This window comes from Oceanospirillum linum (assembly GCF_001995095.2).
Lineage (GTDB): Bacteria > Pseudomonadota > Gammaproteobacteria > Pseudomonadales > Halomonadaceae > Oceanospirillum > Oceanospirillum linum.
Map to the genome: position 1 here is coordinate 301,485 of NZ_MTSD02000001.1, position 14,879 is coordinate 316,363.

A 14,879-nucleotide genomic window follows, 5' to 3' on the forward strand; every position below is an offset into this window, starting at 1 on the left:
ATCAAATCTGCGAAAAAATACGCACCCTATTTTTCATAGCTTCTTTAAGTCTGCCAACACTTGCACTTAAAAAGGTTGTTATCTAAATTTAGAAGGTACTGCAAAAATCACTCAAGGAGGAAGTGATATGTCCTGCAATGGAAACCTGATCAAGGCTAACGGCCTCACAAAATATTCTGCAAAAGCGAAACAGAGCCGGCGTTATCGGATAATCTGCGGCTTAGGGGCCCTCTCTTTGTTTGCCCCCTCCAGTCTATGGGGCGGTACACTTCCCCCTCCATCCGATAACTCCCCCTTGCCACTCATGCTGGCTAAGCACTACCAACAACAGGACAATATCCGAGACTACTGGGTGAGCGAAAAACTCGATGGCGTAAGAGCCTTCTGGGATGGTTCACAACTCAAAACCCGACAAGGTAATCCTATCCATGCCCCCCAATCAATGCTGAATGCCCTGCCCAGGACGCCTCTGGATGGTGAACTCTGGCTGGGCCGTGGTCGCTTTGCAGAAGTTTCAGGCCTGGTACGTCAACATGAACCCGTGGCAGCCGACTGGGCTGATATTCAGTATCGCATCTTTGATCTGCCAGACCAGCTCACCCCTTTTGACCAGCGGGTAAGAGCTATCGAAGAGCTTTGCCAACAGCTAAATCTACCCTGGTTACAGCCGGTACATCAGTTCCGCCTGCCTGACCGCGAAGCCCTGAACCAATATCTGGAGCAGCTCACAGAAGAGGGAGCAGAAGGTCTTATGCTGCACAGAGGCAGTGCTCTGTACCAGGTTGGGCGCTCCGATGATCTGATGAAAGTAAAACTCTACGAAGATGCAGAAGCCGTTGTTTTAGGCTATACCGAAGGTAAGGGCCAGTTTACCGGCATGATGGGGGCGCTGAGGGTTCGGCTGGCGGATGGCCGGGAGATAAAAATAGGCAGCGGGTTCAGTCATGCTGAACGCAGAACACCACCATCAATTGGCAGTGTTATCACCTATCGTTACAACGGTCAAACCTCCACCGGACTACCCCGTTTCGCACGTTTTATGCGCATCCGGGATGACTACGAAGCAAGGGATTTGAAGTAAAGGCTTACATAAAATCAGAAAAGGCTCCTCGGCGAGAAGCACGGGAGCCTTTTTCAGCAAAGTAACCTGGGCAAGTTACTTTTTATAAATCCGTGGAACACGGGATGTGATACCGGTAAACAGGGTATAAGATATGGTATCCGAACAGGCAGCAACCTGATTCACATCCACCTGTTCACCCCATAGCTCAACAGGATCACCGATTTTTGCCTCCGGTTGATCCGTTAGATCAAGGGTCATCATATCCATAGAGACCTTACCGATAAGCCGGGTCATCTTGCCATTCACCGCCACAGGCGTACCATCAATGGCATGGCGGGGATAACCATCGGCATACCCCATAGCGACAACACCCACACGGGTTGGTTGCTCAGAGGTAAATCGACGCCCATAACCCACAGGCTCACCTGCAGGAAGTTCACGGATAGCAATAATCTCAGAACTCAGGGTCATCACGGGTTTCAGACGGGCGGCATTTTCAGTTTGCTGATCCAGTGGTGAGGCACCATACAGCATGATACCGGGGCGCACCCAATCACCGTGGGCTTCCGGCCAGTGTAGGGTTACTGCGGAGTTTGCCATACAGTGCTGCAGACCAAAACGGTCACAGGCAGCATGGAAATTAGCCATCTGAGTTTGAGTGTACTCACACTCCAGCTCATCGGCACAGGCAAAGTGCGTCATCGCGATCACATCTGAAATATGATCCATCTTCTGTAAACGCTCAACCGCTTTAGCAAAACCTTCTGCATCAAACCCCAAACGATGCATACCAGAGTCAAATTTCACCAAAACCGGTAACGGCTGAGAAAAAGCATGCTGCTCCAGAGCTTCCAGCTGCCACTCACTGTGTACGGCAGTCATCATCCGGTACTTATCAACAAACTCCAGCTCATCGGCGGTAAAAAAACCTTCCAACAGAACCACGGGCTGCTTAATACCGTTTTCAGCCAGCTGCAATGCCTCTTCAATGCAGGCAACACCAAATGCATCGGCCACATCCGACAGATATTCTGCTGCTTCTACCGCACCATGGCCATATGCATTCGCCTTAATAATGGCTACAGCCTTACGGCCCGGAGCCAGTTCTTTTGCCAACAGATAGTTATGCTTTAATGCAGTCAGATCAATTACAGCTTTTGCCGCCCGCGCCATGAGCAGGTCTCCATCTCGTTATGATATTGAGTGTCAGATACAGGATTTTGCAGTACAAAAATCAGGAAAGAAACAGAGCGGTCTACTCTAGCGCAAACAGCTCTGTCACGCAGCGCATCAGGCACTGCATGAGCAAAAAAACGGTTGAATTAAAGTGCCAGAATGCCTTCAACTTCAACATCAACCCCTTTAGGCAGCTCTTTAACGCCCAGTGCGGCACGAGCCGGGTAAGGTGCAGAGAAGTAACGCTCCATCACTTCGTTAACCTTGGCAAAGTTACCCAGGTCTGGCATATAGATATTCAGCTTAACAACGTTCTCCAGAGAACCGCCTGCCGCTTCAGCAACAGCCTTCAGGTTTTCAAACACCTGCACTGTCTGCGCTTCAAAGGATTCCGTAATCACTTCCATTGTTTCAGGGTTCAGAGGAATTTGGCCAGACATAAAGACCAGATTACCTACCTGTACCGCCTGTGAGTATGGGCCAATTGCTGCAGGAGCATTATCAGAATGAATGATTTTTTTATCTGCCATGGTAAAAAAGCCTCTTTTAGAGCAGTGTATGATAAGTCATAAAAAAGGCAGGCCCGAAGACCTACCTAAGCACAAGATGTGAGTAAGAACAGAACAACAAGTGCAAAAACTTTGCAGGCTGAAGCCTTACTTCAGCCTTAGGAAAATCAGTTGTAGCGGGCAACATCCAGATCAGCCGGATCAATACCTGTTTCATTACCTGAGATCAGGTCTGCCAGCAAACGTGAGGAGCCACAGGACATGGTCCAACCCAGGGTTCCGTGACCAGTATTCAGGGACAAGTTAGAGAACTTAGTTTTACCAATGATAGGTGTACCATCCGGTGTCATTGGCCGCAGACCTGTCCAGTATTCAGCCTGAGAAATATCCCCGCCATCCGGGAACACATCAGAAACGACCATGGAAATAGTATCCAGGCGCTTCTGTGGCATCTCCAGGTTATAGCCAGACAATTCAGCGGTACCTGCCACACGAATACGGTCATCAAAACGGGTAATCGCAACCTTATAGGTTTCATCCATGACAGTAGAAGCCGGTGCCGCATCATAATCCGTGATCGGCATCGTCAAGGAGTACCCTTTAATCGGGTAAACTGGCAGGTCAATACCCACCTGCTTCATCAGCTGACGGGAGAAACTCCCCATGGCAACAACATAGTGATCAGCTGTCAGCGTGCCAGCGGATGTCTTAACCCCTGTCACCTCTCCGGCTTTATCCTGCAGGCCGTGGATCTCAGTATCAAACATAAATTTCACGCCCATCTCTTTACAGAGATCGGCTAGCTTGTTGGTAAAGGCGTAACAGTCACCGGTCTGGTCTCCCACCATACGCAGGCCACCAACAAACTTATCTTTCACACGGCCCAAAGCAGGTTCGTATTGCAGGACGCCATCCATATCCAGTTCCTGGAAATCAACACCAAAGTCACGCAGCACAGCAATATCTTTCTGAACAGCCTCAACCTGTTTCTCAGTCCGGAACAACTGGGTCAGACCTTGCTGACGATCCTCGTAACGGATGCCGGTTTCTTCTCGAAGCGCATCGATTGAAAGGCGTGCGTATTCAGATACACGTACCATACGAGCTTTGTTAACGGCGTAACGGCTCTCGGTACAGTTAGCCAGCATCTGTGTCATCCAGGCGTATTGGAACGGATCCAGTGTAGCGGACATTTTCAGAGGCGCATGTGTCTGAGTCAGCCACTTCATCGCCTTAAAAGGGATACCCGGTGCCGCCCAGGGAGTGGAGTAACCAAATGAAACCTGCCCCGCATTCGCATGACTGGTTTCCATAGCAGGAGAATCCTGACGGTCAACAACGGTTACCTCATGGCCCTGTTTTGCCAAATAGTACGCTGTGGTAACACCCACAACACCGCTACCTAAAATCAGAATATTCATACGTATCCACTCCAAAGAGTCCTGGCTTTCACTCACCAGACAGGTTTAAAACGAAGTTGTTGTTTTTCTGGCAAGCCTCTAAGGAACAGATGATTTTCCTAAACAAAAGCAACTAACCAGCGAATACGCATAGATTATTATACTTCAACCAAAAAATGACACTTATTTAAACCTATAAAAAAGACTAAAAAACCTTTAAAAACAACAACAACAGAAAAAACCATCTGTCTCCAAATCAAAAACCAGCTTATATATCCATAAGTAGGTAGGACGCCTGAAATACGGCGCCGCCCAGAAAGCTTTTAAAGAGGTTGTCGAAGGCCGGGCAGCACAATGTGTCTTATAGACCCGAAGACATTGGGTCACCAGAACAACAGGAGAAATGGATAAAGATGAAAAAAAACAGATTTACAACAAGAAAAAAGGGCAGGATCGAAATTGAGTTATGGGAGGAAAAAAGACATGCAGATTTTATTTGTACACTCAGGGGCCAAGCTTTATAAAACCCGACCTAACGCGGGAGTTCAGTGCTGACAAGATAGTCAGCATCCTTGCCGACCATACCCCACATCACCTCCATGTGTGGCGTATCATAGGTCGAAAATAGCGTAGAAAATACTATTTCAAACCCTAAAAAACCCAAGGGAATTCCCTAGTTAGAGCATTTTAGTGGATTTAAAATGCTCGCCTGAAAGGCGGTAAACTATTTAAAATCTGTTTGCCATAGCGTTTAGTCTGCACCCGGCGATCTAATAACGAGATCCTGCCGGTATCCGACTCCGTTCTCAGCAAACGCCCCACGGCCTGAACCAACCGAATTGACGCATCCGGAACCGTGATCTGCAGGAAAGGATTACCACCTTTCGCTTCGATCCACTCAGACAGAGTCTTTTCCACAGGATCATCCGGTACTGAAAATGGAATGCGGGTAATCACGACATGGGAAAGATATTTTCCGGGCAGATCGATACCTTCAGCAAAACTGGCAAGGCCAAAAATAATACTGCCTTCATCCTTATCAACACGGCTACGATGTCGCTCCAAAAGCACCTGTTTAGTGAGATCATCCTGAACCAGAATGGAGTTTACTAAGTGGGCAGGCATTTTATCCAGCACATCCCGCATCTGGCGACGGGAAGAGAAAAGCACCAAAGTACCTTCATCAGTAATAACTTTATTTTTGATGAAGCTGACAATCTGACGGGTATGGAGGTCAGCCTGGGTTGGATCGCAAGCCTCTTCCGGCAGTTCCAAAACACCGTTGGAGGCAAAGTCGAACGGGCTAGGCACGACAAGACAGTCCGCATCTTCCGGGAGTCCTGCACGGGTGCGAATGCGCTCAAAACTTCCCAAAGCTGTCAGAGTAGCGGATGAAAGCACGGCTCCAAAGCAGGGCTGCCAGAGGTTTCGGGCCAGCGTGCCTGCAGCGCTGATGGGGCTGCAGGATACCTCCAGATCAATATCGACCTGTTGATTCTGCAGCGTAATCCAGCGTGCAATCGGCATAACATCCTCTGCCTGAGGCGTGGCATACATCCCCCAAAGCTCCCAGGCAGCCACTGAGCGACTATGCAGCATGGTTGCCAGAGGTAGCCATTGCTCCCCTTCCTCACGCCCCAAAGGGCCAGAGGTTTCCGGGTCCATGGCATCTTTTAGCTGCTTAACCATAATCTCAAGTTTCTGACACAAGCCGGCAAAGCTTATCTTCAGATTCAAAGCACTCTGAACGAGTGCTTCCGGGACAACCCCTTTCTCAAAACGATGGACCGGGCGAATATCCCGATCCATGTTCTCCGGTGAGAACTGAGTGATTTCATGCAACTGGCGATAACACTCCGCCAGCTCCACCTCAAGATTATTCAGAATGTCCGGCAGCTGATTCAGCTGTTTCACAATCAGAGGGTCCTGCCCCAATTCACTGTTCAGGTCCGATAGTGACTTTTTCAGCAACCGTAACCACTGCAGAGAAGCGTTCACACGGAAGCTTCCGGCAAAATGATCAATTGCTTTATCCGGCAAGTGGTGGCCTTCGTCAAAAATATAAATGGTATCCTGAGGGTCTGGCAGCACAATACCTCCACCCAAAGACAGATCCGCCAGCACCAGATCGTGATTCGCCACGATAATATCCGCATCATCCAGTTCGTTACGGGCTTTGAAGAAGGCGCAGCTGCTAAAGTTGCTGCAGCGACGATTAGTGCACTGATTATGGTCCGTGGTAATGCGCCGCCAAACCGGCTCTTCAAGGGAGTCCTTCCAGCTATCCCTGTCACCTTCCCATTTGCCGGACAAATAATGCTGGGCCATCTCCTGATAAAGTGCAGTCGCTTCTTTTGATGTATTAGTCTGCAGAAACTCATCAAACAGAGAAAGCGTACTCTGGGCAGGATCAGCGCCGTTAGCATCTTCTAAGGCCTGCTCAAGACGGCTCAGGCACAGATAGCGGCTGCGACCTTTTGCCAGAGCATATTTAAACTGAATTTCAGCATAGGTTTTCAGGTCCGGCAAATCTTTAAAGATCAGCTGCTCCTGTAATGCAACTGTTGCGGTGGATACTACAATGCGCTTGTCACGCTCTTTCGCGACCGGTAGTGATGACACCAGATAAGCCAGAGTTTTACCGGTACCGGTACCGGCCTCAATGGCGCAAACATGAGGGCCAGATGTGCGTATACCATCTGACGCAGTCTGGATATTACCCAGTGTACGGGCGATCTGAGCCACCATAAGACGCTGCCCTTGTCGGGCTCTCAGCTCACGGTTTTTCAGGAAGGTAGAATAGGCAGTCTGGATATCAGATTTGATGGCGTCGGTAAGCATGCTGGCCTCTTTTCGATAAGGCAACAATTTTACCCGATGGTACTCTGCGGTAACAGCTTATTCCAAGGAAGGCTGAAGGCAGCCAGTGAATCGGCTACCTTGTTTATCAGAGACGATTACCCCTGAAGCTCAGCTTCAGCTGCAGAGAGTATCGTTTTCAATGCCTGAGCATGCTCTGTTGCTGTATGCCCAAGGGAGGTCAGATAACCACCATCCTCCTGAGTAATAAGACCTTTCTCAAACAAACGGCAGGTTGCTGCAATCAGATCCGGTTCGGCATTGGAATGAACCTTAATCCCCTCCTGCATAGAACTGAGATTAAACTGGAGTAACACGTTAATTTCCTGATGTTGCGCTTCACTTAACAGCATAGAGGTTGCCTCATTTATTGTTATCACACTTACTTTAGTTACCGTACTTACTTTAGTTATCGTACTTACTTTAAATAGTGTATTAAGACGTCAGGCCTACCCATCAACTCTAGCAAGTTTCCAGGGATAAGTGTTAGGGAAAAATCAGCGCGGAGTCACTTGCTTCAGTTCAATAACAGAATAAAAACAGCAGGATAAAAAATTCAGATAAAAAAACCGGAGACTAAGCTCCGGTTTTCATCTGAACAGAGGGCGACCTACACTCAGCCGTTATCAATCAGACTGATATCCGGTTGCTGACTCTCAATTTTCTTGCCAATAAACTCTTCAATATCCGGTAGGACAAAAGCATCTTCCTCACCGATAAAGCTGATAGAAACCCCAAGAGAGCCTGCTCGACCTGTACGACCGATCCGGTGCACGTAATCTTCAGGATCATCCGGTAGTGTAAAGTTCACCACATGGCTCACGTCATCAATATGAATACCTCGGCCTGCAACATCTGTGGCGACTAATACCTGAATGGAGCCATCGCGAAATTTCTCCAGCGTCGCAATACGCTTTCTCTGCTCCACTTCACCGGACAGCATCGCAACACTAACACCGGCTTTTTTCAGCTGGTCGCACAGATCCCTGACACGATCACGTCGGTTAGCAAACACGATAACCCGATCCCAGCCCTCTTTCCGCATCAGGCTGATCAGCAGTTTCTCTTTATCAGAATCCGCAACAATGTAGGCGTGCTGCTCTACGTTGACGTTAGTCTGCTCTTCAGACTCGATCTCAATGCGAACAGGTTCATAGGTCCACATATCGGCCAGATTTTCCACATCCTGCGGGTAGGTCGCACTGAACAGGAAGGTCTGACGCTCTTCCTTCTTCGGTGTAGCACGAATAATACGCTTCACATCCGGGATAAAGCCCATGCTCAGCATGCGATCTGCTTCGTCCAGAACCAGTACTTCCACTTCACGCAGATCCAGATCACGTTTCTGGTGGAAGTCCAGCAGACGACCCGGTGTTGCCACCATGATATCGATCTGGCCTTTCAGCTGATCACGCTGCTTCTGGTAGTCCATGCCCCCAACGATAGACACCACGTTAAAGCCGCAATGTTTATTCAGCTGGTGAGCATCTTTCGCAATCTGCATAACCAGCTCACGGGTCGGCGCAATAATAAGAGCACGGGGTGCTCCATTTTTCTGCAGACCAGGCCCTTCCTCTTCCAGGAAGTAGCTCAAAATACTGATCAGGAAAGCCGCCGTTTTTCCGGTGCCGGTCTGGGCTTTACCAATCATATCTTTGCCCAGCAGAGTATGCTCCAGCGACTGCCCCTGAATCGGCGTGCAATACTCAAAGCCAGCTTCATGAATTGAACGCATCAGCGGCAATGGCAGGTCAAAATCATGAAAACGATGCTGACCTTCTACTTCCGGTACAACAAACTGAGAGAGATCCCAGTTATTCGTTGGTTTTTTCTTTTTGAAAGGCGGGCGGCGGCGGCGCTTACGGCTCCGCTTGGCATTAGCGGATTTAGCCCTGGATTCATTACGTTGCTGTTCGTTATTTGATTCGGAAATTTTCTGATTTTCGGATGGGTTTGACACGGGTTTTTCTGCTCCTGAAACCCTGAACGCATCAGGGCTTTGTCATTAATCTGTTCGCCGTTTGGCGTATTGTCTCAGTTTTTACGCCCCGACACATTTTTTTCTGCAAAAAAAACAGCTGCCAGAGCAATATATAAGTAAAAATTTATCAGAACCCTGAGGAAATTTTATCCCTTTAAAAGTGCAGACTCTAATCTGCTTTTTCCCTCAGTGGCACATAATTCCCCGGATAAAGCACCGCCAGATTCTCCGATAGCCCCGAGGCTGTTACCATCTGACCATGGTGACGACGAAGCTCACGAGGTTCACGGGCACCACAGGAGTGAGCAATCACACCAACTTCACTGATCAGGTGCTGGTGGTAACTGGCAACACGGACCGATTTATCCTGAGGATTCAACCCCTCCTGCAAATCCGGGTCATGGGTTGTCACACCCGATGGGCAGGTATTTCTGTTACACTGCAGAGCCTGAATACAGCCCAGTGCAAACATAAACCCTCGCGCTGTTACCGTAAAGTCTGCACCAATTGCAATGGCCCAGGCCACATCCGTTGGGTTAATCAGCTTGCCGGATGCGATAACCCTCACCCGGCCCCGCAAGCCAAAGGCCTTCAGCATATCCACCACCAATGGCAGGCTCTCTTTCAGAGAAAGACCAACACTATCCATTAATGGCATAGGGGCTGCACCCGTTCCCCCCTCAGCACCATCCAGAGTGATAAAATCCGGAGCACTCTCCTCACCTCTGTGATTAATCTCGGCAAAAAGCTCATCCAGCCAGGCGTGGCTGCCTAAGACAAATTTAATGCCCACAGGCTTACCTGTCACACTCCGTACCCGGTCTATCATATCTAAAAGATGAGACGGGCTATTAATATCAGGGTGGCGATTGGGACTAATAGAATCCTCACCAACCTTAATTCCCCGAATTTCGGCAATTTCCGGCGTGACTTTTTCACCAGGAAGAATACCGCCTTTACCTGGTTTTGCGCCCTGACTCAGCTTGATTTCAAACATGCGAACCTGATCAATCTCAGCAATCTTCTTCAGTTTTTCATCACTGAGCTGACCATGTTCATCACGAACCCCATATTTAGCCGTCCCAATCTGAAAGACAATATCGCAGCCCCCGGAAAGGTGATAAGGGGATAGTCCGCCCTCACCGGTATTCATCCAGCAACCCGCTATCTGAGCACCCGAGGACAACGCTTCAACCGCCGGGCGAGACAGAGCACCAAAACTCATACCGGAAATATTAACAATAGATTTAGCGTAAAAAGGTTTATCACAGTACATACCCACCTGAAGCGGCGGTGACTCCACAGCATCTTCTTTCAGCGTTGGGTAAGGCGTATTCAGAAAAATGACAGCACCCGGTTTGTGAATATCCCGACTGGAACCAAAGGCGACGGTATTATCAACATTCTTAGCCGCACGGTAAGCCCAACTCCGCTGCGCGCGATTGAAGGGTAACTCTTCCCGATCCATAGCAAAAAAGTACTGACGGAAAAACTCCCCAATATATTCAAAGAAATAGCGAAAACGTCCCAGAACCGGAAAATTCCGGCGTATAGTGTGCTGTGTCTGATGTTTATCGACGTAATACATCACCCCTACAGTCACAATACCCGCCAGCAGTAAAAGTCCAAGGCCGATCACCAGAACATCTAAGATTAATATAGCAAACTGATCCATGAGCGCTCCTTTATTCCAGAAGAACTGATCATACCTGATTCAGTAATTTGTGTACCGTATCCCCCTATGTTTATCCATAGAAGCTAATAAGTCAGGGCGGGTCTTACACCTGAAAAATGAATAACATCAATTCTTATTCATAGAATGTATTGATAAGAGTTCTCATTTGTATTTTAATAGGCAGCACCATCCGAATTAAAACTAACCTATCCATGCAAAGGGAATACGATGCAAAAACGTACACTGGCTCTTGCCGTTGCACTGGCAGCTGGCATTTCTGGCTGCAGCCTGATGCCATCTGCAGAGAACAACCTGACTCAGGAGCAGCAGGTTGTTAAAACTTATGCTGATGTTGCCTATGCCACTTTCGATGATGCTTATCTGACAGCTGTTGAGCTACAGAAGTCAGTTGACATGTTCCTGGCTGCTCCAAGCGCAACAGGTCTTGAAGAGCTGAAAGGCAAATGGAAAATCGCCCGCGAACCTTACCAGCAAAGTGAAGTATTCCGCTTTGGTAACGCTATCGTCGATGACTGGGAAGGGCAGCTGAATGCCTGGCCTCTTGATGAAGGTCTGATCGACTACGTTGATGACAGTTACTACCAGCACGAACTTGGTAATCCTGGTGCGGAACTGAACATCATTGCTAACAGCCAGGTTCAGATCGGTTCTGATACAATTAATTTTGGTGACATTACACCGGACAAGCTGGCTAACATCAATGAGCTGGGTGGTTCCGAAGCTAACGTAGCAACAGGTTATCACGCAATTGAGTTCCTGCTTTGGGGTCAGGATCTGAATGGTACCCGTAGCGGAGCTGGTGAACGTCCTTATACCGATTATGTACAGGGTGCTGGCTGCTCCGGTGGTCACTGCGACCGTCGTGGGGCATATCTGAAAGCCGCAGTGGATCTACTGGTTGCCGACCTGGATTGGATGCGTAAGCAGTGGAAGACCGGAGAATCCGATAACTATCGTGCAACCTTGATGGCAGAGCCTGCCGATCAGGGTCTACGTAAGATGCTGTACGGCATGGGTAGCCTATCTCTGGGCGAACTGGCCGGTGAACGCATCAAGGTTGCGATGGAAGCAAACTCTACAGAAGATGAGCACGATTGCTTCTCTGATAACACCCACTACTCACACTTCTTCAACGCAAAAGGTGTTCAGAACGTTTATCTGGGTAAATACACCCGGGTTGACGGATCAGTTGTAAACGGCACCAGCCTGAGTGACCTGGTGCAACAGCAGAACCATCCTCTGGATACAGCTCTGCGTCAGCAGTTAGCACAAACTCAGCGGACATTACAGGATGTTGTTGATCTTGCAGAAGGCCCACAACAGATCAAGTTTGATATGATGATCGCACCGGGTAATAAACAAGGTGAGCAGTTGCTGACCAGCACTATCAATACCTTAGTACAGCAGACCCGCTATATTGAGCAGGTTGCCGGTACACTGGGCGTTGATGCCCTAAACCCTGACACAGCTGATCACGAGTTCTAATCTAAGCTGTATTTACAGGCTTTACCACAAACGACCTCCGGGTCGTTTGTGCGTTTTCAGAGACCGAAAAAAAATGATTCAGATCAAAATTCAAGACCTGTACAGCAAATGCAAATACCCAGCTAAAACAGGCCTCCTGGCAAGTAATTCAACAACTTCAACCACGTTTCTGGCAAGCAGCTTACTACTGGCACTGACCATCAGCCAGGTGTCGTATGCCGAACCACAAAATCCACGTTTAGGCGGCATGACCAGCGTCAACCAAAATGATCGTAACGCCTTTTCACGCCCCTCTGCGAATCTATCGCCACTGCGCCAGCTGGACTTTAAAGTTGGCAATAGCTTTTTTAAAGCCCCCTGGGTCATGGCACCGGCCAGTACAACGGCAAGGGACGGCCTTGGTCCCTTAATCAATACCAATGCCTGTCAAAACTGTCACCTGAAAGATGGCCGGGGTCATGTGCCTGCATACAACCCAGACCGTGATGCGATGACCGACCAGGCTGTCAGCCTGTTTCTCCGGCTGAGTCGCCCAGCGCTCACAGAAGCCGACAAACAGCAGCAGGCCAAATATGGCCCGCTACCGGACCCGGTTTATGGCGGACAGCTACAAAACATGGCAACGCCGGGAATCACACCGGAAGGTGAAATGAAACTCACCTATACCACCAAAACAGTGACGTATCCGGATGGTCGCGAGACAGAACTACGGGTGCCTCATTACGAACTGATCAACCCGGCTTACGGTCAACCTACCGCAGGCCTGCATATGTCTCCACGGATTGCTCCACTTATGGTCGGTCTTGGGCTTTTGGAGCTGGTTTCCGAGCAGGATATTCTGGCTAACGCCGACCCTGATGACCGTAATAATGACGGTATTTCCGGTAAAGCAAACTATGTCTGGGATAGGCAGAAGCAAGCAACAGCTCTGGGCCGCTTTGGCTGGAAAGCCGCTGAACCATCACTTAAACAGCAAAACTCCGGTGCTTTTGCCGGTGATATGGGACTCACCACATCATTACACCCTGACACAGACTGCACCAGCAGCCAACCTTGTGAAAAGAGCGTATCCGGTGGTACCCCGGAAGTACCGGATAAAACGCTGAACCATGTAACCTTCTACACTCAGCACCTGGCTGTTCCGATACAGCGCGCAAGTGACTCTGAAGAAGTACAGCAGGGCTATCAACACTTTAAGAATGCAGGCTGCAATCAATGTCATATTGAACACTGGACAACGGGAAAAGCCTCTGACCGGCCTGAGTTATCAAATCAGAAAATCCGCCCATTTACCGATCTGTTACTGCATGACATGGGAGAAGGATTAGCCGATAATCGCCCGGAATATCTGGCCAATGGCCGGGAGTGGCGTACCGCACCACTGTGGGGAGTCGGCGTAAATAAAGTCGTCACGGGCCAGGAAAACTACCTGCATGATGGTCGCGCCCGCACTCTGGAAGAGGCGATTCTATGGCATGGAGGCGAAGCCGAAATATCCCGTAATCATTATATGGCACTTGATAACGACCAACGCCAACAACTGTTACAGTTTCTGGAGTCTCTTTAATGCTACAACCATTCAATATATTGCGGCTTTCTCAGAGCCTTGGCTCTGCGCTTGTTCTCCTATACAGCGTATCACTGCAGGCCGCAGAAAAACCCGCATTTAATTATGATGCTTACACACACTCCGTTGAACAGACACAGCTGCAACAAATACAGGAGTTCATCGGTCTGAGTACCCGCCTGAATCAGACAACGCAAAAAGCCTGTACATCTTCAGGTCAGCAAAATCATGCACCATTACAGGACTGGCCATCCTTACCAACCCTGCAAGAGCAATGGCGCAATACCTATCAGCAATGGCAAAGGCTGCAGGTCTTTCCTTTAGGACCGAACAATGATGTTACGACCCGACTGAATATCAGCTTCTGGCCGGATAAGAAAAACCTGGTTGAACGCAAAGCCCGTGCACTTTTAAAACAGGGTGATCAGGCTGAACTGAAAAATGGCGGTATTGCGCTACAGGGCCTGACCGCCAGTGAGTATCTGCTGTTTGACCCCAAGCACCTGAAACACTCAACACCTGCAGATAGCTGTCACCTGTTAATGGCTATCACATATAAAAGTCAGGAAAACGCTACGGCGATGTTAACCCGTTGGCAGCAAAGTGAGTTTCTGAGTCACTGGCATGATGCAGCACTGGGTAACGACAGTTTTGCCAGCACAAAACAGGCCACAGGCTATCTTATGGATGGCCTGGCTCAAACCCTTGAACAGATGGCCAAGTACAAACTCTACAAGCCCTTCCGCCTAAATGATGCCGATGCACAGCCAAACCCTTACCTGGCAGAAAACTGGCGCAGCGATCAGGGACTGGTGAGCCTGAAAACCAACCTGGATCAGATCGAAGACTACTATTTCGGCCTGACCGTGCAGGGGCAGACACAGCCAGTGAATGGCCCGGATCTGTTACTGCGTCATTTAGGTTTTGCCGATGAAGCTGATGCCATCAAAGATGCTTTCAAGCAAACACAAAGTCAGCTGGACACCCTGATGGCGATGGGCTCAGAGGCTTATCAGACCATGGCAGGTAAAACCGAAGCCACGGCCCTTAACCTTCAGATTAAAACCCTTGAGCGGGCACTGAAAAAACCACTCCCTCATTTCCAGCTGGCACAGCGTTTTAACTCTGCCGATGGTGATTGAT

Annotated in this window: 11 protein-coding genes; 4 read left to right on the plus strand and 7 right to left on the minus strand. The window is 49.1% G+C overall.

Annotated features, from left to right (window positions below; genetic code table 11):
- Positions 1-127: 127 nt before the first annotated feature.
- Positions 128-1,081, plus strand: a complete 954-nt coding sequence (locus tag BTA35_RS01465) for a DNA ligase (RefSeq protein WP_077242648.1) — start codon at positions 128-130, stop codon at positions 1,079-1,081.
- A 75-nt stretch (positions 1,082-1,156) separates the two neighbouring features.
- Here the strand turns inward: BTA35_RS01465 and alr are convergent, their stop codons facing one another.
- The 7 genes from alr to BTA35_RS01500 form a co-directional block, all read right to left on the minus strand.
- The gene (gene alr / locus BTA35_RS01470) at positions 1,157-2,236 is read right to left on the minus strand and encodes an alanine racemase (protein ID WP_077242649.1); all 1,080 of its coding nucleotides are present in this window, start codon (positions 2,234-2,236) and stop codon (positions 1,157-1,159) included.
- A gap of 149 nt (positions 2,237-2,385) precedes the next feature.
- On the minus strand, positions 2,386-2,769 hold the full coding sequence (locus tag BTA35_RS01475) for a RidA family protein (protein WP_077242650.1): 384 nt from the start codon (positions 2,767-2,769) through the stop codon (positions 2,386-2,388).
- Between the two features lie 146 nt (positions 2,770-2,915).
- Positions 2,916-4,169 carry a D-amino acid dehydrogenase gene (locus tag BTA35_RS01480; protein ID WP_077242651.1) on the minus strand — a complete coding sequence of 418 codons (1,254 nt, stop codon included), beginning with the start codon at positions 4,167-4,169 and terminating at the stop codon, positions 2,916-2,918.
- A gap of 675 nt (positions 4,170-4,844) precedes the next feature.
- The gene (gene dinG, locus BTA35_RS01485; RefSeq protein ID WP_077242653.1) at positions 4,845-6,989 is read right to left on the minus strand and encodes an ATP-dependent DNA helicase DinG; all 2,145 of its coding nucleotides are present in this window, start codon (positions 6,987-6,989) and stop codon (positions 4,845-4,847) included.
- Between the two features lie 116 nt (positions 6,990-7,105).
- Positions 7,106-7,360 carry a TIGR02647 family protein gene (locus tag BTA35_RS01490; RefSeq protein ID WP_077242654.1) on the minus strand — a complete coding sequence of 85 codons (255 nt, stop codon included), beginning with the start codon at positions 7,358-7,360 and terminating at the stop codon, positions 7,106-7,108.
- Positions 7,361-7,623: 263 nt separating this feature from the next.
- The gene (gene rhlB / locus BTA35_RS01495) at positions 7,624-8,967 is read right to left on the minus strand and encodes an ATP-dependent RNA helicase RhlB (protein ID WP_238377463.1); all 1,344 of its coding nucleotides are present in this window, start codon (positions 8,965-8,967) and stop codon (positions 7,624-7,626) included.
- Between the two features lie 190 nt (positions 8,968-9,157).
- Complete coding sequence (locus BTA35_RS01500; RefSeq protein WP_077242655.1) at positions 9,158-10,663, minus strand: FMN-binding glutamate synthase family protein; 1,506 nt, start codon at positions 10,661-10,663, stop codon at positions 9,158-9,160.
- Between the two features lie 228 nt (positions 10,664-10,891).
- Here BTA35_RS01500 and BTA35_RS01505 point away from each other — a divergent pair, with 228 nt between their 5' ends.
- The 3 genes from BTA35_RS01505 (at position 10,892) to BTA35_RS01515 (ending at position 14,878) form a co-directional block, all read left to right on the plus strand.
- Complete coding sequence (locus BTA35_RS01505) at positions 10,892-12,169, plus strand: imelysin family protein (protein ID WP_077242656.1); 1,278 nt, start codon at positions 10,892-10,894, stop codon at positions 12,167-12,169.
- A 73-nt stretch (positions 12,170-12,242) separates the two neighbouring features.
- Positions 12,243-13,736: a di-heme oxidoreductase family protein gene (locus tag BTA35_RS01510; RefSeq protein WP_077242657.1), complete on the plus strand. Its 1,494-nt coding sequence runs from the start codon at positions 12,243-12,245 to the stop codon at positions 13,734-13,736.
- Positions 13,736-14,878: an imelysin family protein gene (locus BTA35_RS01515; RefSeq protein ID WP_077242658.1), complete on the plus strand. Its 1,143-nt coding sequence runs from the start codon at positions 13,736-13,738 to the stop codon at positions 14,876-14,878. Before BTA35_RS01510 ends, BTA35_RS01515 begins: the two co-directional genes overlap by 1 nt.
- Position 14,879: the final 1 nt, after the last annotated feature.